Annotated in this window: 21 protein-coding genes; 7 read left to right on the top strand and 14 right to left on the bottom strand. The window is 50.7% G+C overall.

The features are described 5' to 3' along the window. Positions 1–2: 2 nt before the first annotated feature. The 5 genes from J7619_RS29000 to J7619_RS28980 all read right to left on the bottom strand — a co-directional run bounded on the left by J7619_RS29000 (position 3) and on the right by J7619_RS28980 (position 4203). Positions 3–1145: a TIGR03364 family FAD-dependent oxidoreductase gene (locus J7619_RS29000; RefSeq protein ID WP_409012778.1), complete on the bottom strand. Its 1143-nt coding sequence runs from the start codon at positions 1143–1145 to the stop codon at positions 3–5. A gap of 15 nt (positions 1146–1160) precedes the next feature. Further along, positions 1161–1865, bottom strand: coding sequence for an HAD-IA family hydrolase (locus tag J7619_RS28995; protein ID WP_291207568.1), 705 nt, complete (start codon positions 1863–1865; stop codon positions 1161–1163). A gap of 306 nt (positions 1866–2171) precedes the next feature. After that, positions 2172–2750, bottom strand: a complete 579-nt coding sequence (locus J7619_RS28990) for a helix-turn-helix domain-containing protein (RefSeq protein ID WP_291207565.1) — start codon at positions 2748–2750, stop codon at positions 2172–2174. Between the two features lie 135 nt (positions 2751–2885). Beyond that, positions 2886–3710, bottom strand: coding sequence for an isocitrate lyase/phosphoenolpyruvate mutase family protein (locus J7619_RS28985; protein WP_291207562.1), 825 nt, complete (start codon positions 3708–3710; stop codon positions 2886–2888). Continuing rightward, the gene (locus J7619_RS28980) at positions 3703–4203 is read right to left on the bottom strand and encodes a carboxymuconolactone decarboxylase family protein (RefSeq protein ID WP_291207559.1); all 501 of its coding nucleotides are present in this window, start codon (positions 4201–4203) and stop codon (positions 3703–3705) included. The genes J7619_RS28985 and J7619_RS28980 overlap by 8 nt, the downstream gene beginning before the upstream one ends. Before the next feature lie 252 nt (positions 4204–4455). On the opposite strand from J7619_RS28980, the gene J7619_RS28975 reads away from it, so the two are divergent. Both J7619_RS28975 and J7619_RS28970 read left to right on the top strand, forming a co-directional pair. Beyond that, positions 4456–5364, top strand: coding sequence for an AraC family transcriptional regulator (locus J7619_RS28975; protein ID WP_291207556.1), 909 nt, complete (start codon positions 4456–4458; stop codon positions 5362–5364). Between the two features lie 138 nt (positions 5365–5502). Then, on the top strand, positions 5503–6504 hold the full coding sequence (locus tag J7619_RS28970; protein WP_291207553.1) for an aldo/keto reductase: 1002 nt from the start codon (positions 5503–5505) through the stop codon (positions 6502–6504). A 22-nt stretch (positions 6505–6526) separates the two neighbouring features. On the opposite strand, the gene J7619_RS28965 is transcribed toward J7619_RS28970, so the two are convergent. Beyond that, a complete protein-coding gene (locus J7619_RS28965; protein ID WP_291207550.1) occupies positions 6527–6895 on the bottom strand; it encodes a hypothetical protein in 369 nt (122 codons plus the stop codon). A gap of 155 nt (positions 6896–7050) precedes the next feature. Here J7619_RS28965 and J7619_RS28960 point away from each other — a divergent pair, with 155 nt between their 5' ends. Both J7619_RS28960 and J7619_RS28955 read left to right on the top strand, forming a co-directional pair. Beyond that, positions 7051–7554, top strand: a complete 504-nt coding sequence (locus J7619_RS28960; RefSeq protein ID WP_291207547.1) for a hypothetical protein — start codon at positions 7051–7053, stop codon at positions 7552–7554. Between the two features lie 92 nt (positions 7555–7646). Further along, the gene (locus tag J7619_RS28955; protein ID WP_291207545.1) at positions 7647–8750 is read left to right on the top strand and encodes a Fic family protein; all 1104 of its coding nucleotides are present in this window, start codon (positions 7647–7649) and stop codon (positions 8748–8750) included. Between the two features lie 20 nt (positions 8751–8770). On the opposite strand, the gene J7619_RS28950 is transcribed toward J7619_RS28955, so the two are convergent. The 6 genes from J7619_RS28950 to J7619_RS28925 all read right to left on the bottom strand — a co-directional run bounded on the left by J7619_RS28950 (position 8771) and on the right by J7619_RS28925 (position 16825). After that, the gene (locus J7619_RS28950) at positions 8771–9532 is read right to left on the bottom strand and encodes a GDSL-type esterase/lipase family protein (protein WP_291207543.1); all 762 of its coding nucleotides are present in this window, start codon (positions 9530–9532) and stop codon (positions 8771–8773) included. A gap of 87 nt (positions 9533–9619) precedes the next feature. Then, positions 9620–11878, bottom strand: a complete 2259-nt coding sequence (locus tag J7619_RS28945; RefSeq protein ID WP_291207540.1) for a DUF2357 domain-containing protein — start codon at positions 11876–11878, stop codon at positions 9620–9622. Continuing rightward, positions 11878–13443: an MrcB family domain-containing protein gene (locus J7619_RS28940; protein WP_291207537.1), complete on the bottom strand. Its 1566-nt coding sequence runs from the start codon at positions 13441–13443 to the stop codon at positions 11878–11880. The genes J7619_RS28945 and J7619_RS28940 overlap by 1 nt, the downstream gene beginning before the upstream one ends. Before the next feature lie 132 nt (positions 13444–13575). Then, the gene (locus J7619_RS28935) at positions 13576–13803 is read right to left on the bottom strand and encodes a DUF2905 domain-containing protein (RefSeq protein WP_291207534.1); all 228 of its coding nucleotides are present in this window, start codon (positions 13801–13803) and stop codon (positions 13576–13578) included. A 2-nt stretch (positions 13804–13805) separates the two neighbouring features. Continuing rightward, on the bottom strand, positions 13806–14333 hold the full coding sequence (locus J7619_RS28930; protein WP_291207531.1) for a YfiT family bacillithiol transferase: 528 nt from the start codon (positions 14331–14333) through the stop codon (positions 13806–13808). After that, complete coding sequence (locus J7619_RS28925) at positions 14330–16825, bottom strand: hypothetical protein (RefSeq protein ID WP_291207528.1); 2496 nt, start codon at positions 16823–16825, stop codon at positions 14330–14332. The genes J7619_RS28930 and J7619_RS28925 overlap by 4 nt, the downstream gene beginning before the upstream one ends. 322 nt (positions 16826–17147) lie before the next feature. Here J7619_RS28925 and pfkA point away from each other — a divergent pair, with 322 nt between their 5' ends. Next, positions 17148–18122: a 6-phosphofructokinase gene (pfkA, locus tag J7619_RS28920; protein WP_106597640.1), complete on the top strand. Its 975-nt coding sequence runs from the start codon at positions 17148–17150 to the stop codon at positions 18120–18122. 12 nt (positions 18123–18134) lie between these two features. On the opposite strand, the gene J7619_RS28915 is transcribed toward pfkA, so the two are convergent. Further along, positions 18135–18905 (bottom strand): YdcF family protein, encoded by a 771-nt coding sequence (locus J7619_RS28915; protein ID WP_291207525.1) that lies wholly within the window; start codon positions 18903–18905, stop codon positions 18135–18137. 105 nt (positions 18906–19010) lie between these two features. Here J7619_RS28915 and J7619_RS28910 point away from each other — a divergent pair, with 105 nt between their 5' ends. After that, complete coding sequence (locus J7619_RS28910; protein WP_291207522.1) at positions 19011–20417, top strand: TlpA family protein disulfide reductase; 1407 nt, start codon at positions 19011–19013, stop codon at positions 20415–20417. A 31-nt stretch (positions 20418–20448) separates the two neighbouring features. Here J7619_RS28910 and J7619_RS28905 read toward each other — a convergent pair whose 3' ends face one another. Further along, positions 20449–21552 (bottom strand): lactonase family protein, encoded by a 1104-nt coding sequence (locus J7619_RS28905; protein ID WP_291207519.1) that lies wholly within the window; start codon positions 21550–21552, stop codon positions 20449–20451. 106 nt (positions 21553–21658) lie between these two features. On the opposite strand from J7619_RS28905, the gene J7619_RS28900 reads away from it, so the two are divergent. Continuing rightward, entirely contained in the window at positions 21659–21997 is a 339-nt protein-coding gene (locus tag J7619_RS28900; protein WP_291207516.1) for a tRNA-binding protein, read from the top strand. Positions 21998–22005 lie beyond the last annotated feature (8 nt).

Genomic DNA, 22005 nt, shown 5'->3' with positions numbered 1-22005 from the left:
ATTTAGGATCTGTAAGTTCCACCAACTACTTCATCACAAAGCCCGAACGAAAGGGTCATACCGTTTCCACCGAGTCCATTGATGATCGTCACGCCGCTTTCAGGCTTTAAAACAATCTCAGTGGCCCCATTCGTCATCTTAGGATAGATCCCGTGCCAGCTCTGGAATACTTTCGGCGATTTGAACTGCGCGAATGTGCCCAGGTAATCGAGGATCATGGTATTGATAAACTCCCGGTCGAACGGATCGAATGTGAGCGCATATTCATGCGAATCACCTACCGTAATCTCGCCCAGGCCATTTTGCGACGCCATGACGTGAATGCCCCATTTGAGGTATTCGGCATATTCGTGTTCGTATCGTGCTTTCAGACCAGGCAACGACGCGGCCGCTTTGAATCCGTGGTAGTGAATAAAAGACAATCCTCCGCATAGCGCAGGCCCGATCCGCCAGTCGTCCGGCTGCGCTTCAAGGCGCATCATCTGCAACTTGCATTTGGTTAGCGGCGCTGCCGAAAACCGTTCGGGATAAAGTGTTTCAAAATCCTGGCCGCTGCAAACGAAGATCTCGTCCGCCGACCAGCTTTTCGAGCCCGAAAAAACAGCCGGATAGGTAACCTTTGAAATTGCGGTATTCCAGATGAATGTGACACCCAATGCGGCAGTGAGGTAACCCGGGATAGCCGCAATGGCTTCACGCGGATCGACGATCATTTCATCGGCCGAATACAGCGAGCCCAATAACCCCGCGGGATTCACTGCCGGCGATTTCGCCAGCGTTTGTGCTACATTCAGGAAGCTGACAGGGCGATAAGGACTCACTTCCACAAATTGCCGGATCACCTCCAGCTCATCCTGTTGGTAGGCCATATGCAGGCTTCCCGCCTCTTGCGACCAGCATTTCGCCCCTGCCAGCACCTCTTTCCAGATACTTTTGGCATGCAATGCCCTTTCATATAACACACCCTCCGGCTGACCGATCGGCCATACCATCCCGAAATTACGGATGGATGCCCCTACGGCTTGCGAAGAACGCTCGATAACCGTTACCTGATAACCTCTTGTGGCCAAAGCCCTTGCCGTCGCCAACCCTACTATTCCCGCCCCGATGACAATCGCAGATTTGCTCATGCTTTTCAATCTGATATGAATGTGAGTGAATTAACCCTTGACAGCCATTTCGTGGCTGGCTGAAATGATGCCCCGCACCTCGGCAATATCGTCGATGATATGCGTCGGTTTGTAAGGCAGCAGTTCCTCACGGGTAAATGCGCCGGTCGTAATCCCGATCACATACTTGCACCCCGCATTAATTCCTTCATTGATATCCACTTCGGTATCACCGACTTTGGCGATGCGATCAGCCGATCCGATCCCCAGCTCGGCCATGATCTTGCGGATCATGTCGGGATAAGGGCGTCCGTAAGGCACTTCATCGCTGGCCACGAGGCAGTCGATCTTATCCTCCCAGCCCAGCCGGCTTACGATTACATCTGCAATATCGCGGGAGAAACCGGTGTTCAATGCTATTTGGATACCCTCCTCACGCAGCGCATCGAAAGTTTCCTCCACATGCGGCAGCGGGGCAATTTCGGTGGTCGTTTGATAGAATTCGATCATCCCGTTCACAAAGTGCGTGTGAATGGCATCCACCAGCTCTTCCGTAATCTTCGATTTATCAGACTCGCGTACTTCGAGCATCATTTTAATGGCCAGCGGCTTCTCGTAACCCATCAGCGGGTTCACATTCTCGATCGCGATCTCATATCCCTGCGACCGCATAGCCTGCTGAAATGCAATCCCTACAAAATTCTTATCCTTGACAGTCGTACCTGCCATATCGAAAACTACCAGTTCTATCGACATCTCACTTGGTATAATTGGTGAACTAATACTAAACTTTTCGCAAGCAACGTCTGCTTCTCGGCTGAAAGACTTCCTAGGTTAAAATGTTAAGTAAAATTTAACCTAAATAACCTATCGACTCTAATCCTACGTTGATTTACAGCTGAAAAATATCGTATATTCTCGTAAACCACAAGAAAAAGTTAACTAATATTAAAAATCAAGCTTAACAAAACGTTGATCACCGCAAAACTAGTGCACATACCCCAGCCGAAGGTTAAGCAAATGTTAATTAATATTTAACAAAAAAGATTTCCTGAAAAGCCCCTACTGAGCCTCGTTGAAGAAGTAAATAACCAGCAATACCGCTTCGTCACAGTGATTGCATTTGAGGTTATGCAGCTCATTGGCATCGAAAAACATGGAATCCCCCTGGTTGAGGATATACTTATTTTTCCCCACGGTATATTCGACCGCACCTGAAAGCACATATTTAAATTCAAATGCATTGGTACGCACCATCGGCCGCTTCGCGTCCTTTTCGAGCCGAAGCAGTACGACGTCGATGTGGTTATCCTTGAATTGCTTGCTGAATATGCGCTGATAGAAGTACCCTTTCGCGTTTTCCTTCGTAAAAGGCTGATATTCCTCCTTCCGCCGGACCAGCACACTTTCGCCCGGTGTGGTGGAAATGATATCCTTGAAAAACACGTTCAGGTCGATATCCAATGCCTTGATTAACCCTAGCATCACCGGCAACGAAGGGATCGTCCGGCTGTTTTCGATCTGGGACACAAGGCTTTTCGTCACACCCGCCTCGTCGGCAATCTCCTGGAGGGTAACCCCTTTGCTTTTTCTGACTTCTTTTAACTTGTTGCTGATCTGAAAAAGAATGTCTTCCTGCATAGCGCTGAGCGTGGTAACGGGTTAAGTTCGTTGGATACGGGTACAAAGTAAATCTAATTTTGAACTAAAAATAGAAAATCTCCCGGTTGCGGCCTCCGGGAGATTTCAATACTATACGCAAAAATAATCCGTTGGTTACATGAGCAGGTCGGTAACCGGTCGATGACTGAGGTTTTCCTTTACATCTTTCAGTAGCGCTTCCATCGACAACAACGCCGCGCGATGCAGGTTCGGCCCGAAGCTCACACGCGCCACGCCCAGCCTTTGAAGCACATCCAGGTCCGGCGAACCGCTTTTGGCAATCACATTAACGGGCACTTTCAATGCATTCACCAGCGTTTTGAGCGTTTCTTCCCCCGTCGCGAAGATCGGGTAAATACCGTCGGCACCCGCCTCCACGTATGCGCGCCCCCGCTCGATCGCCAGCGCAAGCTTTTGTTCTTCCGGCAGTTCGGGATTGAGGAGAAAAATGTCCGTACGGGCATTGGTAAACAGCCGCGTATTTTCCCTTTCCGCCACCCGCCCGATCACTTTCAGCCTCTCCACCTGGTCGCCAACGGGCAGCAGCTCATGCGTACGCACATCGGAATCCTCGATATTCACACCTGCCACACCCGCTGCGATCAAACGACGGATATTCGACTTCAAAGTCTCGTTATCGGCAGCATAGCCCGTTTCGATATCCACCGTAACCGGCACATTCACCGCTTTTACGATTTGCGCCACAATGCCCAGCAGAAAATCGAATGGAATCCGCTCGCCGTCCTCATAGCCCTGGGCACGCGCAATAGCGGCACTGGCCGTCGCCACGGCCGGATAGCCCAGGCTCTCGAGCAACACCGCGCCCGCAGCGTCCCAAATATTAGGCAGGACGAGCATTTTACCGCTATGGTGCAGCTTTTTAAGCAAATCGGCTTTTTCCGACTGGCTGTTCATCTGAATAGGGCGACTGTTAAACATAGCTCTCCACCGCTGTGGCGGCCACCGTATTGACGGCCACCGCATTGACGGCCACCGCATTGACGGCCACCTGGTCGGTAATCATAATGCGATTCCAGGCGCTGATCGCCACCACGCCCATCACCACGGCCTTGGTATATTCCTCCCCAAGCAGTGCCACCGCCCGGTTGTACACCTCATCACTTACGCCACCCTGACTGATGAGCGTCACCTGCTCGGTGAGCGCCAGGATCGCCTTTTCTTCTTCCGTGTAGATATTCGCCTCGCGCCAGGCGCTCAACATATAAATACGTTGCTCGCTCACGCCCATTTCCCGGGCCTGCCGTGCGTGCATATCCAGGCAAAACCCACATCCGTTAATCTGCGAGGCGCGGATTTTGATCAGTTTATAATGCACTTTATCGAGACCCGTCGAGGCGACGTACTTTTCAAGCTCCCGCACAGCCGCGAAGGCCTTCGGGGTTAATTCACTGGTTGGTTTGCGGTGGGACATAGTTAATGGGTTAATGATTGAATGACTGAATGAGTGAATGAGTGAATAGCAGGATAAAATATTCACTCATTCACTCATTCAGTCATTCAAAATTAAAAACCTCCGGACCACCCATATGATCCACTATGAGATATTTCAAATAGTCCAATCTACCTCCTACGTCGTTTACTTCGAAATTAAAAAGCAATTAATTCGGGCTTCCCGGAAACTTTCAGCGTCGCTTCTGCTATTTGAATTTTATAATCCTATCCTATGAGCCATACCGAATCCATCCAGGAATTTTACCGTCGGGTACCGCAGGCGAATCCGTCGGAATTGCCGCTGAACAATGCCGGAATGGGGCATTTCAATGTATTCGAAAGAAATTCGTGCTATAAAAAGACGCCATACAGCCGCCGCGACTTTTATAAAGTATCGTTTATCATCGGTACCGGCCGCCTGCATTATGCCGACAAATGGATTGAGATAGACCGTCCCGCATTGCTTTTTTCGAACCCGATGGTACCCTATTCCTGGGAAGCCATTTCGGAGTCGCAGCTAGGGTGGTTCACTTTATTTACCGAAACTTTCGTCCATCCTACTGAGCGCAAGGACTTTTTACAGGATTCGCCGCTGTTCAAAATCGGGGCAAATCCGGTGTATTTTGTGAATGAGCAGCAGCAAAAAGAGCTATCTGTCATCTTCCAAAAGATGATGGCGGAAATCGAATCGGACTATCCGCACAAATATGGCATGCTCCGCAACTACCTGCACCTGGTCATCCATGAAGCCATGAAAATGCAGCCCGCCGAGACATTTGAGCGGCAGACCAACGCTTCGGCCAGGATCACTTCATTATTTATGGAACTTTTGGAAAGGCAATTCCCGATTGACACACCTGAAAATGCCTTGCGCCTGAAAACGGCCAATGATTATGCCCAGAGCCTTTCGGTGCATGCCAACCATTTGAACCGTTCGGTAAAGGAAATCACCGGAAAAACGACTACGGAGCATATTTCAGCGCGCATTACCAAGGAAGCACAGGCATTGCTCAATCATACCAACTGGAACGTATCGGAGATCGCTTACAGCCTCGGCTTCGAATACCCTGCTTATTTCAATATTTTCTTCAAAAAACAGACTGGCCTCACGCCCGGAAATGTACGCGCAAAGGCTGTGTGATTTTTATAAAGATCTGTTTGAAAACTATAAAGCGACGCCCGCCGCTCAAGAGTAGCTTTGTATCATCAGAATTGTCCTGAAAACTGCATTATCCACCCGGCCAGGCGCCCGCGCCAGAAGCCGATAACCAACAAACAAATGCAATACAGAAGCCTTGGAAAAACAGAAGAAAAATTATCCGCCATCGGATTGGGCTGCATGGGCATGAGCTTCGCCTACGGCCCCACCGACGACACCGAAAGCATTGCCACGCTGCACCGCGCCCTCGACCTGGGGATCAATTTCTGGGACACCGCCGACATGTACGCCGATGGCGAAAACGAAAAATTGATATCGCAAGTCCTGGTACCGAACCGCGACAAGATTTTCATAGCCACCAAATTCGGTTTTCGCTACGGTGAAAGAGCCGGCACACCCCGCAACTCGGCCGGTGCCTATTTCGATGGTTCGCCCGCGTGGATGAAGGTCGCTGTTGAAAACAGCCTGAAAAGGTTGAAAATCGACACCATTGACCTCTATTACGCCCACCGTATCGACCCGAACGTGCCCGTGGAAGAAATGGTTGGCGCCATGGCCGAGTTGGTAAAGGAAGGCAAAGTGCGGTACCTTGGCCTGAGCGAAGCTTCCGCGGCATCTATCCGCAAAGCCCACGCCGTACACCCGATCGCCGCATTGCAAAGCGAATATTCGGTCATTACCCGCGATGTGGAGGGGACGATCCTTGACACCGCTCGCGAACTGGGCATTTCACTGGTGCCTTACTCGCCATTGGCCAGGGGATTGGTCACCAACACATTGAACACCGAAACCCTGGCAGAAAGCGACTTCCGCCGCACGTTGCCGCGGTACCAGGGAGATGTTGCCGATAATAACGCCAGACTCGTAAGCGGCTTTGCCGAAATCGCAGCGAACAAGCAATGTACGCCCGCACAGCTCGCACTGGCGTGGGTACTCGCGCAAGGCGACGACATTATCCCGATCCCCGGCACCAAAAAACGCAAATACCTTGAAGAGAATGCCGGTGCACTCGAAGTAAGCCTTTCGGCAGAAGACCTGAAAACCATCGACGCCCTCATTGCCCGCTATCCCGACACCGGGGCGCGGTACAGTGAAGGCGCCATGAAAATGGTTAATCACTAAGCGCGGGAGTTCAACCCCGCGGTCAGATAGTTTTTAAGGAAGGATCATAAAATGTCCTCCAAAGCGCTACGGCTTCCCCGACCGTCTCCGGCGGGGAAGCCAGGTAGCTTTTAATTTTAGCCAGGTTCTCGGAGTGAACCTCTTTGGCTGAATATTTGACCAGATTCACCAGCAACTTATCGATCTCCGAGGTATCGTTGCGCCAGTTTTTGCTGTATTTCCCGAACCATTCTTCGTTCAGAAAAACCACTCCCGAGTACCTGTACACATCCGAAAACCCGAATGCATCGATCACGATCGGTTCGGTGGGCCACTCTGCATTCAATTCTTTGTCGCTATATCGCTCGCGACCATCGCCGAGGAGGGCGATAAACCTGTATGTTTTTACCATGGTGACTATTATTTCCGCTCAATATATTCCGCGGGATTTACTGCTACAAGTGATTGTTTAAAAATTGTTGCGCCCACTCCATGCCCCCTTTCGGGGATGATTGTGACAACAGGAATGTTAGCTAATTTTACGCCCATAACAAGGAATAGTTGTTCATGATCCGAATTTCCCAACTCCCGCTTATCCAGAACCCCGGACAGTTTTATGCCACGGAACATATTCTGCTCGTCGATGTACTCCTGGTAGGCGACGCGCCGCGACAAATGCGGGAATATATCAAAAACACCCACGGAGGATTTATTTACGATAAGAAGACCTACATCCCGATCACGCTCACGGGTACACCCGAAAGCCTGCTCGCCAACGCGGGCAAACCGATCGTTTTCAAATTCGACCGCGGCTTTGAAAATCACTACCACTTCGATGGTAACCTCAATGCGCTACTTTGGCATAAAAAGCTGTACAACATCTCATCGCTCATCGACCAGCCCTCCGTCCAGTTCGAACGGGAAGAAGATTTCATCATAGAACGTTACCTGACGGGCTACCGCGAGTACACCGAGCCCGAAACCGAGGAAAAATTACTATCCATTCCGGTGCAAAGCCCGGTCATTGGACTGAAAGCGATGAGGGGTTTGAAGCCGGTCAGGAAGGATTGATTTGCATCCCGAGAATACAATGCGGAGAATAGCCCCAATATTCCCCGCACATTTGCGGAGAATATTCACTATATTCACCGTAAATATGAACTATGCCTCGCTACATTCATCAACATTACAACTGGCCTTCCTTTACCTGGGACGATGCAGCGCTCCTTCCGGCATTGAGCCAGGTGCGATACCTTCAGGGCAAGATATCGGGTACAATGGAAGCCCTCGGCTTTTCGGCGCGCACTGACGCCGCGCTAAAAGCCTTGACGGAAGACGTGGTAAAGTCGTCGGAAATCGAAGGAGAAATACTGAACACTGACCAAGTCCGCTCTTCGATCGCCCGGCGCCTGGGATTGGAAATCGCTGGCCTGGTTCCCTCCGACAGAAATGTAGACGGAGTGGTCGAAATGGTACTGGATGCGACTCAAAACTACCATATGCCACTCTCGGACGAACGATTATTTGGCTGGCAATCGTCGCTGTTTCCCAGCGGAAGGAGCGGGATGTTCAAAATTCTTACAAACCAGTGGCGAGACAACGAGAAGGGCCCGATGCAGGTTGTCTCCGGAGCGATCGGAAGAGAAATCGTCCACTTCGAAGCGCCCGATGCCTCACGTCTTGAAACAGAAATGAAATTGTTCCTGGAATGGTTTAACCACAACCAGCCCCTGGATCCGGTCCTCAAATCCGGCATAGCGCATCTTTGGTTTGTCACGATACACCCTTTTGACGATGGAAACGGGCGCATTGCACGTGCAATAGCGGATATGCAGCTGGCAAGAGCTGATAGCAGCGCTCAGCGCTATTATAGCATGTCTTCGCAGATACGCAAACGGCGAAAAGAATACTACCACATTCTGGAAACCACTCAAAAAGGTGATTTGGACATTACAAACTGGCTCGAATGGTATTTATCATGCCTAAAAGATGCCGTCACAGCAACGGAGGAAACGCTCATAGCTATCCTCAAACGGGTAGATTTCTGGGACAAGCATGCATCCACTGCTTTGAACACAAGACAGAGAACTATGGTAAACCGGATGCAAGAAGCGTTCTTCGGTAGTCTGTCTTCTTCCAAATGGGCCAAAATGACAAAATGCTCACAGGACACGGCGACCAGGGATATCAACGATTTGATAGAAAAAGGGATACTCCAAAAATCCAATTCCGGCGGTCGGAGTACTCATTACGAATTGATTTGGTGACGCTATTTCCTTTCGATACATCAAATTCCCGCAAGCACCCTCTTTTTGATCGCTTTCCCCCAAAACTCACCCAGAACTGCGACGCCTTCTACATTGGGGTGCAGGTAAAACACGCCCTGCTGTCCGTTTTCGGGCTTGAAGAGTTTGAGGTAATGCTTTTTGAAGTATTTGAATGCTTTGGTATCCCCTTTAAAAACCCGCCCCGGCTCAGCGGTTTTGTATTCATCAATCAGCGCATCGAGCTCAGGTACGTAAGTTTGAAGCCGTTCCAGGCCTTCTGCCAGATATTTGGAACGGTTGTAGGTGTTGGTACTATACCAAATCGGATGGTGAATGATGACTTTGCTCCCCGGATACCGTTTCAGTAGTTCGGAAACGATCGTCTGCACATTCTTTTTGTAGTTTTCCTTTGAAACGGGCGATCCGTTAGGGCCTTGTATGGCACTATCATTGGTCCCCAGTTTCATCGAAAACAGCAATTGATGGTCCTTTTTGAGATACAAACTATCGGCCGCCGTAGTGGCCAGCGTGAAATATTTGCCTGTTTCAGGCAGCCAATCAACCGTGGTGGAGCCGCTCCGCCCTACGTTCGCATACAAGACATCTTCGACCCCCTTTTGGGCTTTCAAATAGTTAACGGCGTGTGTAGGTGGCGGAAAGCCATTGTCGCCGCCCTTGCCCTGCGTAATACTGTTACCGATAAAGACAATGCTCAGTTTGGCCTGGGAGAAAGCGTTGAAGGAAATCAGCAGCAATACAACTGCCAGTGTTTTAATTCTCATTGAATATGCGGGATTGGAAGCGATAAACATTTTCAGATAATGTCTATGAAAAGACCGGCACCGCAAATACTACCGGAAAAACGGCTATCATTTTACCAACACTTTCATCAGTTCCGTCAGTGTAACGGAAAACGGCAAGCCGGATGCACGATTGGCGCGGTAGCCCGGAAGCCGCGTTACATCCCAACGCATACCTGTAAACTCCGGCTCTACTTCCGGGTCCGTGGTATACACCAGATACAACTCCCGGGAAGGGTCCGGATATTCTTTTTGTATTAGATCCTGCCTGGAAAACAACCTCGGGGCCCTGTTATGCAGCTTGAACAACATGCCCGATTGTGTCTGCGCCGGCCCGTGCAGCAGCAAATACCGCGCATTCACTTCCGCAATGCCGAGCGACAGCGACCCACTTCGGGCACCGGTACGAAAGTTGTACAGATTATGCTTCCGTATCCAGTTGAGATGCAAGTCGTTTTTATAATAACCGACCAGCACAAAAGTATCGTCAGGGATCAGGTCACGGTTTTTACCAAATGCTTCGGGCAACAACTCCCGCATATCCGCCGACGACCGGCTATTGTAAATATCGAAACTGCGGAAGGCTACCTTTTCGCGCTGCGAAGCCCGGTTCTGAAAATGCGCTACCACATCGAGCAGAAAGCGTTTCAGTTCTTCACGGCCGTTATCGGTTTTAGCGGGACGTATCGCGAACGCCCCCAGGCCGGGAATCAGCTCGTGGAATCCTTTTCTTTTGTAGACCTTCCCATCCGCGCCCGGATAGAGCACATACGCCCCCGCGGTCCGGCGTATGGCGTCCTTGTAGCTGTGCATTTTCAACAGATCGTCACGGTTGTGGTCAGTCTGAATCTGGCCGAGTGCTGTCTCGTCCTCTCCGAAGACGCCCGCAACCGATTCAACCTTGTATTTGGCATCGAAATGAATGTGTACGATCAATTCTTCTGTTTCGGCCTGGGCCTGTGAAACGCCGGCGGGCCAGATCGACAATGTAAAATCCGGCCGCATACCGGTCGTCCAGCTACCGGCCTGCGGATAGTCATTCTGCCCGGAAAACGACCTGTTGAAACTGAACTCGACATTCAGTTTCCGCGAGCCCGCGTCGAAAACACCACTAATGGGTAAATGGCGGCCTTGTTTGAGTTGTAGTCCCAATCCATTCTTCGTTGGCTTCACCAGGTTGCCAATATGCGTCGGTTCAATGGCAAATACGCTTTTTACGACGTCAAGCAATTCGAAAAACAACCAGTATTCGTACAGGACGGCAACATCCTTTTTGCCGGCATGATACACATCGTCACCACCCCGCCAGACCAACCGCGCAGCCAGATCGAACATCAGCCAAACCCGCAGGATTTGCTTGTACCCTTCTTTCCGCACCAGACCGGGGCCATTCAATGCAAGCCGCACTGGCTTCCCCACCTCTTTGAACAAGGGGGCGGAAAGCATCTGGTTCAGGTGATTTTCCAATACGCCCGCCTCGTGGCCGAATCGGCTGCGTTCCGGGGCAATGCTTTTAATATGGCTGACAAAACCCGCAAAAACCTCCAATGCATGCTTTACGAAACGATTTTCGGCGGTATCGACGGAGTCTGTTTTCGAACCGACCATTATCCGCGCGGGTACCGAAGCCAGTTGCTTTTTAAGAATATGATGATCGGGAAGGACCATACGGTTGCCTCGCTTTTTCAGCTGAACGACCGTATTCCGGTCGGGGCGCCCGGCGTTGCGGATGTCCCTTTCCGCTGCTTCTCCTTGCCATTTCGTGATCGGGTTGCGGATTATCTTCTGGAATGCGATCTCAAACCCGCGGCTGGTGAGTACCGCATTCACAAAAGCAAACCGCTGATAAAGCGTCTTCGGATCCGTCAGGTAGTCGGGTGCAAAAGGATGGGTAACCGGTGCATTATAGTAAAACAGCAGATCGGTGCAGTGCTCGGTGATACCTTCCAGCATCAGGCGGTAATCGGTTCGGTAACTGGCCTTTTTTGAACGAATCTCCACTCTTAACTCACCACAACTGGCATTATCCGCCAACCGCAGCACTTCAATCGTAAGCGTACCGACGTAAACGTGCGGTGTGAGTCGCCCCATCGACGGGTTAATACGGGAAGGCACCACCGCAGGGGATGGCCGGAGCAGGTAATCGCCCAATACCTCGTATTCATAAAAGCAGCCTTCCAGCAGCTGAATACGGGCTTCGCCATGCTCAAATGCCTCCCATTCGTCCAGTTGAAAAATGGTTGGTTCCCCGCGTTCCTCCGCGATAATGCGTATGGAAACGGCACCGTCGCCCGTTTCGGTAGTTATCAGAAGCTCATTCCCTTCCATCAGGCTTCGGCGAAACTAGCAAACCCATGATCGATCAGGTTCAGGTAAATGCGCCTTATTTTCTCCAATGCAGCGGGGTAATGTACTGCTTGCGGTCCGGACAAATCCTTCTTGCCCGCCAGGTAGTCGTCGAGCAAGTCTGGATCAGCGATACAACGCCTGCCCAATGCTTTCAATACGGGTTCCAACTTCCTGCGCGAACCGTAAATTTTAGGCAGGAGCTTTTGCATCAAAGCCGCGTCCATCACCTTCTGCACCGGCCATTTGGCCCCAAGCTCGCTGATCACCGCCGCAAACCGCAGGATTTCCGCTGCACTCCGGTAGCCGAATTCCGCCCCCGCCGGTTTTAATATTTCAAATAATGCAAGCAATTCATCGGAGAGCTGCGCCCGGATCGGGCTTTCCGGCATACTGTTACGCGCCATTTCCACAAACGCTTCCGCCCCATTCGCGCCATTCGCAAGAAGGGTACCTGCCTCCGTTTTCCGCACCGATAGCAGGTATGCCTGCATTTCTTCCTTCGAAATGCTGAACTCTATCACACTCGCCCGATCGAGCACCTTGGGGCTGAACATATAAGTAGTTTCATCGATATTGACGGTCCCGATCATGAACAGATTAGGCGATACCCGGACACGCGGCGGCACTACCCCGGCAGGTTCGTTATGCAGCCGTATCGACTCCCCCGACTCCATTCCGCTCAGAAAGTCGGCAAAATACCGCTCCACATGGCTCAGGTTCATTTCGTCGAGGATCAGGAAATACGGCTTGTCGGTATTAGTTTCCGCCGATACCAGCAAATCGACAACGCCACTTTCCGGCTTTACATATTGCCCTGCTTCCAGCGCATTCGGGAACCCCAGAAGCGGCTCACGATTGGTCCAGTCGGCCCCTACCGGCACCAGACAGATCTGATCTTCCGTTTCGCAAATCCATTGGGCAAATGCATGCGCCAGGCGTGTTTTTCCGGCACCTGAAAGCCCTGTCAGGATCACAAATGGCTTTGCGATCAGTGCCGCCGCGAAGCGTAGCACGAGATCCGGATCGATTTGCAGGCCGTTTTCCAGGGCATTCTGATGGAACGCCCGATAGTCGAAAAGTGGCGCTGCCGCAGTGCTCCCTCCAAGGGTAGCCTTATAAATACCCAGTATTTCCTGCAAATCGGCCTCAACTTGCTCTTTACTAAGACTATCAACTTCATAAACCCGGAATACAAACGAGCCGCCGTACCTCGCCGGCCTGCCTAGTCCGTGCCGTTTAAAGTAACTGTTGATCGTTTCTGCCTCGGGTTGCTGCCAGGGTATTTCCGGAGAAAGCGTCTCGCTTATACCGAACGCCAGCACGAGTAGCCGCTGATTTTTGTAAAAAAGGTAAAATGGATAAATACCATTGCTGATATGCTGCCCTGGGGCCAGCAACGCGATCCATGGCACCCGCGCAGGGTTGCCTTTCCCGAAACTGATTTTGACTTTAAGCCCTTCCAGCTTGCCTGCGAAATGGGAGGTTTTGAGGTTTTCGGTCTGGCATTGGGCCAGAAAGCGGGTGAGCTGCTCGAAAAATTCCATGAAATAGTGTGTTAGAAAACATATCATTCAAGTGGCTTAAAGATGAATGATATTTTGTTCTCTCCCAAGCTAAACCGCCTCTTCGGACAAATTTATAACCCTGGTTATTAAGCTGATAGAAATACAGCCGCACTAATGCATGAATTTCCGGAAGAGCCAGATCAGCAGGTTGAGCAACCCGCTGAGGAGTAACATGGTGGTAATCGGGAAATAGAACCGGAAATTCTCTCTTTCGACGCGAATATCTCCGGGAAGGCGGCCCAGCCAATGCAGCTTGTCGCTGAGGAAGTACACGACAACGCCGACCAGTACCACCAGCAGACCAATGACAATGAGGTATTTGCCTGTCGCCTGAGACATCGCTATCCGATATTACCCAATGCGAGATCAATGTGCGCCAGATGATGACGCACATGCCATACCGACATCGCCAGCGCTTGTCTCTGATCGAGCCAGACCCCCCGGGGCGAGTGGAAGTAACGACGGGCAAACTGCTCGTCGCTGAGCGTTCCGGCCAGGTAGGCATAACGTGCGTGTGTCCCTTCGAGAATGGCCAGTGAGGCCCCGACAGGCACATTCAGCGAATCGGGCGTACCAGCCCAGGCATTCATATCAATGAGCGTTACCTCGTTGTAATCCGGTTCGGTAATAGCCTTTTTCATCCGCAGGTAATGCACAAATTGCAGGTCGGCCACATGGTGAATGAGCTGCCGGATATTCCAGCTTCCCTCTCTGTATGTTTTCAGCAAATCCTCGTCCGAAAGGTTTTCGACCCGCTTCCGGTACTCGGCGGGGATTTCGGCGATGACGCGTATAAACTCATGGATTTCGTCGTCGGAATAAGTCTCCTTCAACGCGATAGGGCCAATAGGATAGCGACGATCGGTCATGCGCTCTTCTTTCTTTTGGATTCAACAAAAAGAGCGCCGGCTATTAGTCCTACCAGCAGCAACGAGCTTACAAGGTCGATTTTACTACCCGCAGCCACCGAAACCGGCTCGAAACGGAACTTGATCGTGTGCTTGCCCGCAGGTACGCGCAGCGCACGCAACACGTAATTGGCGCGCAGCATATCGGCAGGTTTGTCGTCGATCGTCACCTGCCATTCATTGCGGACATTGTAATAAATCTCCGAAAACACGGCCAGTCCTTCCGCATTGGCATTGGTCTCATACACCAGCTCATTCGGCTTATAGGAAATCAGGCTGATTTTGGCCGTTGAATCCGCGCCTGCTTTCAGTCCTTCCAGTTTAGACGCAAAACGCTGATCAACCACCGCTTCCGTGCGCAGATTCACTGTGCCCAACGCAGCCATTTCGGCGTCCGCATTCGGCACAACTTTAAAGGACTTCACAAACCAAGCGTGGCCGTAAGCCTGCGGGTTGGGCTGTGCTACTTTGTTACCCTGCTGATCCGGCGTAATGAAATACTTGGCGTTCAGCATATTCAGCACTTCCATATTCGGCTTCTCAGTAAAAAACTGATTTTCGAAAAGCTCCTGGTAGCGACGCATTTTGGCAGCGTGATACCCGCCCAGCGATTTGTGGAAATAGGATGCCTGTGCGCTATTGAAAGGCCCTCCTTGCGACGCCACATCATATACCCGGTAATCCGGATCGGTATCGCGCAGGATCTGCTCGTCGGCCGGTGACGGCGTTGTCACCCCCTGGGCCACGTAAGCGCTTACAAAATCATCGTTGTTGAGGTATCTTTTATCAACACCAAACAAATCAAAAATAACCAGTACGAGGAGTACGGCATAAAATACCGTCGATTTCAGCTTGTCCTGGGCATAGAACCATACCAACGCAGCCGCCAATGCAATGAATACGAGTCCCCGGATCGCATCGCCCTTCATGAGGCCTTCACGATCCTGAACCACTGAATTCAGGAGCAACTGGCCAAACTCAGGACTTTGCGCCTGTTGTCCATACTGCTGCGCAAGCTCGGCCATCGGATCGTTTGCGCTCTTGAAGCTGAAAAATAATCCGGGCAACAATGCCATAATCAGCATGAGCCCGCCGGTAATGCCTACGGAAATCAGGAATGGCTTCTGCAAATCCTTCGCGGTGACCTTCTTTTGCGCAATCGCCGACAGGGCCATAATGCCCACCATGACCATCAACAGCTGCGCCAACGAGATCACCATCGTCATGGCCCGGAACTTGTTGAACATCGGGAAATAGTCGAAAAACAGGTAGTTTATCCCGGCCAGACTCTTCCCGAGCGCCCATATTACGTAGAGCACGATCACACCCGCGGCCCAATATTTCAATGGATTTTTAACAATAAATAACCCGAGCACAAACAGGAAAAATACAATGGCACCGATGTAGTTGGGACCACCCATAATCGGCTGGTCACCCCAGTAAAGCGGCAGTTGCTGAATGATATTCTGGGCCGTGGAAGCGTCGATGCCACGGCTTGTAATTGCTTTGAAGGTTTCCGAATTATTCGAAAGCGGGCCGGAAGAGGCGCCGCCATATGCATTGGGGATTACCAGGGTAAGCAACTCACCCAAGCCATAGCTGTACGTAAATGCATATTCCTTATCCAGTCCGTTGCCTTTTTTGGCAGCTGCGTCTTTGCCTGTCGTGGTCAGCTCCGATTTCCCGCGGATCGTTTCCTTGGTATAGTCATAAGCGTTCCAAAGGCGCGTAGTATGCGTCCCGACGGCTACCACTGCCGCCAGGGCAAGTCCGCCAAGTATTATTACCAGGTCTTTTCCAAGGCCCTTTTTAATCAATGCAACACTTTCGATGATTACCAGAATGACGATCCCGATCCCAAGGTAATAGGTGATCTGTACGTGGTTCGCATACAATTCCAATGAGAGGAAGAATGCGGTAAGCGCCGCTCCCACCAGCCAGTTACGACGGAAAGCGAGTATCACGCCCGCAAGCACGCCCGGCGCATACATGATCGCAATCACCTGCGAAATATGCCCGGCTTCCAGGTTGATGACGTTGAAACAGGAGAATGAAAAAGCCACAGCGCCTATTGCTGCAAGCCAGCCGCCGGCCCCGAGCACGAGAAACAACACATAAGCGCTCACCATGCCAATCAGGAAATAATTGGCTGGCGCCGGAAGTAATTTGTTCACCGCCTGCCCTATTTTGGTTGGAATGCTGGTCGGATAGTCGGCCGAGACAAGATACGCCGGCATCCCCGCGAACATGCCGTTGGTCCACCACGACCGCTCACCGGTTTGCTTGTAATAATCCATTACCTCCCGCGCACCGCCCAGTGCCTGGATCTCGTCGGTAGCGCTGAGTTTCTTGCCTTGCAGCACGGGTGAAACGTAAGCGACGGACAAGATCATAAAACCGATGACAGCTACCAGGTGAGGCCAGAGACGTTGCCAGGAGAACAGATTTTTCATTTTGGTAATATTAAGCTACGGGTTGATTTCGGATGAAAGCGGTACCGCACACGGTCCGCTCTAAATATGACTTTTCAAACAGTAATAGTAGCAACGAACGTCGGTTGAGGGATATTAAATTTCCATTAACCGGCGCAAATATAGGAGTATTGGTATATGTTTGAGATGCTAAAAACGAATCTTGTTCCGGCATTTTTTTAACATAATTAAGAATCAAGGCATATATTTTAAGAAAATACCGGATAAATTTGCGGAAATTGTGCCTTTAAGGTTCAATATGGAGCTGTACATAGAAAGATTAGAAGTAACCCGAAATTATTAAATGAAACGAATTGGAGTTTTTACCTCAGGAGGAGATGCCCCTGGTATGAACGCCTGCATCCGGGCGGTAGTACGCGGAGCATGCTACCATGGTATTGAAGTATTTGGAATCAGAAGAGGATATAGCGGAATGATCGCGGGCGACGTCTATAAGATGGAGTCGCACTCGGTCAGCAATATAGTTCAAAGAGGAGGTACCATCCTCAAATCGGCAAGAAGCAAGGAATTTATGACTCCCGAAGGCCGCAAGAAGGCATACGACAACTTGCAGGCACTCGGCATCGAAGGACTGATCGCCATTGGCGGTAACGGTACTTTCACCGGCGCGATGATCTTTGGTAACGAATACGGTATCCCAACCGTAGGTGCTCCCGGAACGATCGACAACGATTTGTACGGAACCGACTATACCATTGGCTTCGACACTGCCGTGAACACCGCGTTGGACGCGATTGACCGCATCCGCGACACCGCCAGCTCGCACGACCGTATCTTCTTCATCGAAGTAATGGGCCGTGACTCAGGCTATATCGCTATTCAGTCAGGTATCGCAGGCGGTGCCGAGCTCGTCATGGTTCCCGAAGTCCTGACCCCGATCTCGCAGGTAGTCGAAACCCTGAAACAGGGATGGAGCCGCTCCAAATCATCTTCCATCATTATCGTGGCGGAAGGCGACGAAGAAGGCAGCGCGCAGGAAGTAGCTGACAAAATCAAGGTACAGGTGGATGAGAACGCGGATATCCGTGTAACCACACTGGGCCACACCCAACGGGGAGGAACACCATCTGCTTACGACCGTATCCTGGCGAGCCGCCTCGGATTGGGCGCATTGGAAGGCCTCATCGCAGGTCAAAAGAATGTAATGGCCGGTATCATCAACAATGAGCTGGTTTATACGCCTTTCGAAGATACCATCAGACTTCCGAAGCCAATCAACGAAGATTTGTTGAGAATGGTGAAGATCCTGAGTGTGTAACGCAGGCAAGATTTAGCAGTAACCCACTGCTTTGTAGGCTACATATCCTATGAATTCATGCCATAGCATGCAAAAGTAGGCAAAGGCCTCGGGGTCCGGCACCAGTTTATGGATGAAGAGCCGGTTATATCCCCCACGAAAGTCGGCCGGGAAGGGGTCTGTTTTGATCCCCATTTTTTCGAAACACCCGGCCGACCGGCGCATGTGAAATGCGGAGGTAATCAGCAGGTATTTTCCGGAAGGGAACATTTTTTTCAGGATTCGGCCCGAGTACACGGCATTTTCACGCGTATTGCGAGCTTTTTCCTCAAACACGATGTCTTTTGCCGGCACGCCCCAACTGGCGAGCAACGACGCCGCCTGGCGCGTCTCACCCCGCTTTTGGGCCATCATCAGCTCACCACTCGTCCCTGTAATCAATATCTTTCTGATTTTACCGTGCTTATAAAGCAGGTAAGTTTGCAGGATTCTGTCGCCATGATTACCCATGGCCGGGTGGTCCTGCCTTGGCGTACTCATCGTGATCAACCCGCCCGACAGCAGAATCCCGACGTCATAAGTTCTTTTCACTTCGGCCAGATTGACAAATTTGGGTTCCCATGCATTGATTGCCTTCGTAACAAGGTATGAGTTGGATGCTAATGCGAGCGCCACGATCACAAAACCCAACGCCAGCTTCCGGCGCCGGTCGCTTTTGGTTAAAAATGAATAGATAAGTATAAAAAACACAATGCTGAGCGGCATTATGAGAAAGTCGATCGCTTTGGAGAGAAAATAAAACATTTGAATAAGAACCCTGTTGATGTTAGCGTTTTGAAGTTAATTTTACAGACTTCAAACTTTGAAATAATCCAATAAACAGCTTTAAAGCAAACTTTCGATTGCCTGATGAGAGATTATACCCGCACTTCCCTTTTACTACTGCTGGCTGTTTTCGGCCTTTTTTCCTCCGCTTACTCCCAGGGCTATCACATCGAGGCCACCATTAAGGGATTCCGCGACTCGTCGTTCGTGATCGGGCATTACAACCGGAATGCCTCCCAATTCGTCCCCAAAGACACTGCGAAAGCGGATGCCAACGGGAAGATCGTATTCGAAGGTAAAACGGCGCTTCCGGGTGGTCTTTATGTGATCCTCTTCCCCGGCAACCAGAAGATGATCGAGCTCATCTATTCCGGCAAGGAAAACAATATTGCTCTCGAGGCCGACACTGCCGATGTGAATACGTCCATTAAGATAACCGGATCCAAAGAAAACGAGCTTTTCTACGATTATCGAAAAGAATTAGCCAAAGGCAGCAAGGAGATCGAGGCGCTCAGTAAACAAACGACACCGGAGGCGCAGGCGCGTATCCGGACCATTCAGGAAGGGTTTGGCACCTATCGTAAGAAGCTGCTTTCAGAAAACGCCGGAACTTTCACGTCGCAGCTGCTCAAAATGTCGGCCGACCCTGAAATCCCCGCAGCACCCAAATTAGCCAACGGCAAAACCGACTCGATGTGGGTCTTCAATTACTACAAGGCACATTACTGGGACGCATTCGATTTTTCCGATCCACGGATCGTGAATACGCCCTTCTTCGAGCCCAAGATAGAGCGTTACTTCAAGAATCTGGTGGTCCAGGTACCCGATTCGATCATCAAAGACGCCGATCTGATCGTAAAGAAGGTTTCGCCTAACAAGGACCTGAAAGCGTGGACGGTATTTTACATTACCAACCAATATGAAAACCCTAAAACCGTAGGAACAGAGGCGGTTTGGGTGTATATGGCCAACAAATACTACCTCTCCGGCGAAATGGGCGTTAGTGATGATGTCAAAAAACGCATTGCTGAAAAAGTCGCAACGATGAAGGATTTGCTGGTCAATAAAACTTTCCCGGCCCTGACCCTGACCGACCCCGCCGGCAAAAAAGTAAGCGTTCAGGCTATTGATGCCAACTATACCGTGCTATTCTTCTTCGCCCCTACCTGCGGGCATTGCAAGGAGGCATCTCCCGTATTGAAAGCGTTCTACGACAAAAACAAGGCCAACGGTATCAAGGTCATGGCCATTTCGACCGAGCATAACATCGAAGAATGGAAATCCTTCGTAAAAACCTATCACCTGGAAGAGTTGATCAACGGCTACGATTCCCTCAATCAGATCGATTTCAACCGGAAATTCGATGTGGTTACTACGCCGACGATCTACGTTCTGGACAAAAACAAAAAGATCATCGCCCGCAAAATGCCTGTCGAGCAGTTGGAAGACTTTTTGAATTACTACCAAAACAAAATGGCCAGAAAACTCTGACCATTCTATTAAGCTGCTATTTTAAAATTCCTTAGAGGAATGCTACGCAAATGGGCAATTTCACGGCAATGCTTTCGTGCTTGAACGTGAATTTGCCCGTTGCTGCATCTACGTCATACACCACGAGGTTGTCTGATGCCTGATTGGCCACGATCAGGTATTTGCCCGTCGGATCAATATTGAAATCACGCGGCGTGGCGATGGATTTCGTTTGTTGGTCTACCATTTCCAGCTCGCCATTGCCCAATATCCTGAATGCCGTTATCGAGTTATGTCCGCGATTGGAAACATAGACAAACTTGCCGTTTGGGTGTAAATGCACGGCGGCACTTGTGTTCGTAGGGCCCGAATAATCCGCGGGAATTGTAGGATAAGTTTTGATAGCCGTTATCACCCCCTTTTTATCGATCGAGCAGGCCGTTACGGTAGCATCAAGCTCGTTGAGCAGGAACAATCGCTTGCCCGAAGGGTGAATAATCAAATGGCGCGGGCCGGCACCGGGCTTTCCCGAGAAAAACGGCTGTGCGGCATTAGGTGTCAACTTTCCTGCATTGGCATCGACGCTGTAATTCATCACTTTATCGCTTCCCAAATCGGTCACATACACATATTTGCCATCCGGGCTCGCCGTGGCGAAATGGGCATGCGCCTTTTCCTGCCGTTTGGCGTTCGGGCCTGTGCCGGTATATTGCTCCTTATAAACGGGCGCACTCAGTTTCCCATCGTCGCCAATGTTGTAAGCCGAAAAACTTCCGCCGCCATAGTTTGACACGAATGCCATTTTGCCTGCCGGATGCACCGATACATGGCAGGGTCCCATGCCCTCCGAAGGCTGACTATTCAGAAAAGTAAGCTTGCGGTCGGGCTCGATCGCGTAGGCCGAAACTTTGTTGTCCGATCCGATCGCGTAAAGGTTCCGCTTGTTGGGCGAAATGGCTACATAACCCGGCGCGAGAGACTTGTTGATGGTATCGATGAGCGTAATCTGGCCCGAGGCGAGGTTCAGTTCACAGCGGGTGATCGAAGAATTCGCTCCCTTGTCCTGCGTACCTACGTAAAAAGTAATGTTTCTGTCCTGTGCGAAGGCTTTCAGGCCCGCCGAAAGCAGTATAACGGAAAACAGCAGTTTTTTCATCGTTTGAGTTTTAAATGAATCCCTTCAATGCTTGGGAAAGGGTGGCAAAAGGCTTTTTTAATGTTACTTTGCCGGATAAGTATCATTAAAATCAAACCAGAAACCCATGAACACGATTACCTGGCAGGAATTTGAGCAGGTCGACCTGCGCGCCGGAACGATCATCCGGGTCGACGATTTCCCGAAAGCGAGAAAGCCGGCTTACAAACTCCTCATCGACCTCGGCCCTGAAATTGGTATCAAACCCAGTTCCGCCCAAATCACGAAACGGTACACTAAAGAGCAGCTCCTCGGCAAACAAGTGCTTTGCGTAGTCAATTTTCCTCCGAAACAAATCGCCGATTTCCGTTCCGAAGTCCTCACAACCGGCTACGTGCTGCCCGACGGTGAAGTAATCCTCACCAGCCCCGATTTCCCTGTCCCAAATGGCTCGCGCCTGGCGTAGAAGCCTGT

Origin of the sequence: Dyadobacter sp. (genome assembly GCF_017744695.1) — a bacterium.
Taxonomy (GTDB): Bacteria; Bacteroidota; Bacteroidia; order Cytophagales; family Spirosomataceae; genus Dyadobacter.
The sequence above is the reverse complement of the archived record's forward strand: the minus strand, read 5'-3'. Positions and strand labels throughout refer to the sequence as shown.

Coding starts and splice junctions, on each gene's coding strand:
- J7619_RS28995 (WP_291207568.1), bottom strand. CDS start 1,865: ATGTCGATAGAACTGGTAGTTTTCGATATGGCAGGTACGACTGTCAAG.
- J7619_RS28990 (WP_291207565.1), bottom strand. CDS start 2,750: ATGCAGGAAGACATTCTTTTTCAGATCAGCAACAAGTTAAAAGAAGTC.
- J7619_RS28985 (WP_291207562.1), bottom strand. CDS start 3,710: ATGTTTAACAGTCGCCCTATTCAGATGAACAGCCAGTCGGAAAAAGCC.
- J7619_RS28980 (WP_291207559.1), bottom strand. CDS start 4,203: ATGTCCCACCGCAAACCAACCAGTGAATTAACCCCGAAGGCCTTCGCG.
- J7619_RS28975 (WP_291207556.1), top strand. CDS start 4,456: ATGAGCCATACCGAATCCATCCAGGAATTTTACCGTCGGGTACCGCAG.
- J7619_RS28970 (WP_291207553.1), top strand. CDS start 5,503: ATGCAATACAGAAGCCTTGGAAAAACAGAAGAAAAATTATCCGCCATC.
- J7619_RS28965 (WP_291207550.1), bottom strand. CDS start 6,895: ATGGTAAAAACATACAGGTTTATCGCCCTCCTCGGCGATGGTCGCGAG.
- J7619_RS28960 (WP_291207547.1), top strand. CDS start 7,051: ATGATCCGAATTTCCCAACTCCCGCTTATCCAGAACCCCGGACAGTTT.
- J7619_RS28955 (WP_291207545.1), top strand. CDS start 7,647: ATGCCTCGCTACATTCATCAACATTACAACTGGCCTTCCTTTACCTGG.
- J7619_RS28950 (WP_291207543.1), bottom strand. CDS start 9,532: ATGAGAATTAAAACACTGGCAGTTGTATTGCTGCTGATTTCCTTCAAC.
- J7619_RS28945 (WP_291207540.1), bottom strand. CDS start 11,878: ATGGAAGGGAATGAGCTTCTGATAACTACCGAAACGGGCGACGGTGCC.
- J7619_RS28940 (WP_291207537.1), bottom strand. CDS start 13,443: ATGGAATTTTTCGAGCAGCTCACCCGCTTTCTGGCCCAATGCCAGACC.
- J7619_RS28935 (WP_291207534.1), bottom strand. CDS start 13,803: ATGTCTCAGGCGACAGGCAAATACCTCATTGTCATTGGTCTGCTGGTG.
- J7619_RS28930 (WP_291207531.1), bottom strand. CDS start 14,333: ATGACCGATCGTCGCTATCCTATTGGCCCTATCGCGTTGAAGGAGACT.
- J7619_RS28925 (WP_291207528.1), bottom strand. CDS start 16,825: ATGAAAAATCTGTTCTCCTGGCAACGTCTCTGGCCTCACCTGGTAGCT.
- pfkA (WP_106597640.1), top strand. CDS start 17,148: ATGAAACGAATTGGAGTTTTTACCTCAGGAGGAGATGCCCCTGGTATG.
- J7619_RS28915 (WP_291207525.1), bottom strand. CDS start 18,905: ATGTTTTATTTTCTCTCCAAAGCGATCGACTTTCTCATAATGCCGCTC.
- J7619_RS28910 (WP_291207522.1), top strand. CDS start 19,011: ATGAGAGATTATACCCGCACTTCCCTTTTACTACTGCTGGCTGTTTTC.
- J7619_RS28905 (WP_291207519.1), bottom strand. CDS start 21,552: ATGAAAAAACTGCTGTTTTCCGTTATACTGCTTTCGGCGGGCCTGAAA.
- J7619_RS28900 (WP_291207516.1), top strand. CDS start 21,659: ATGAACACGATTACCTGGCAGGAATTTGAGCAGGTCGACCTGCGCGCC.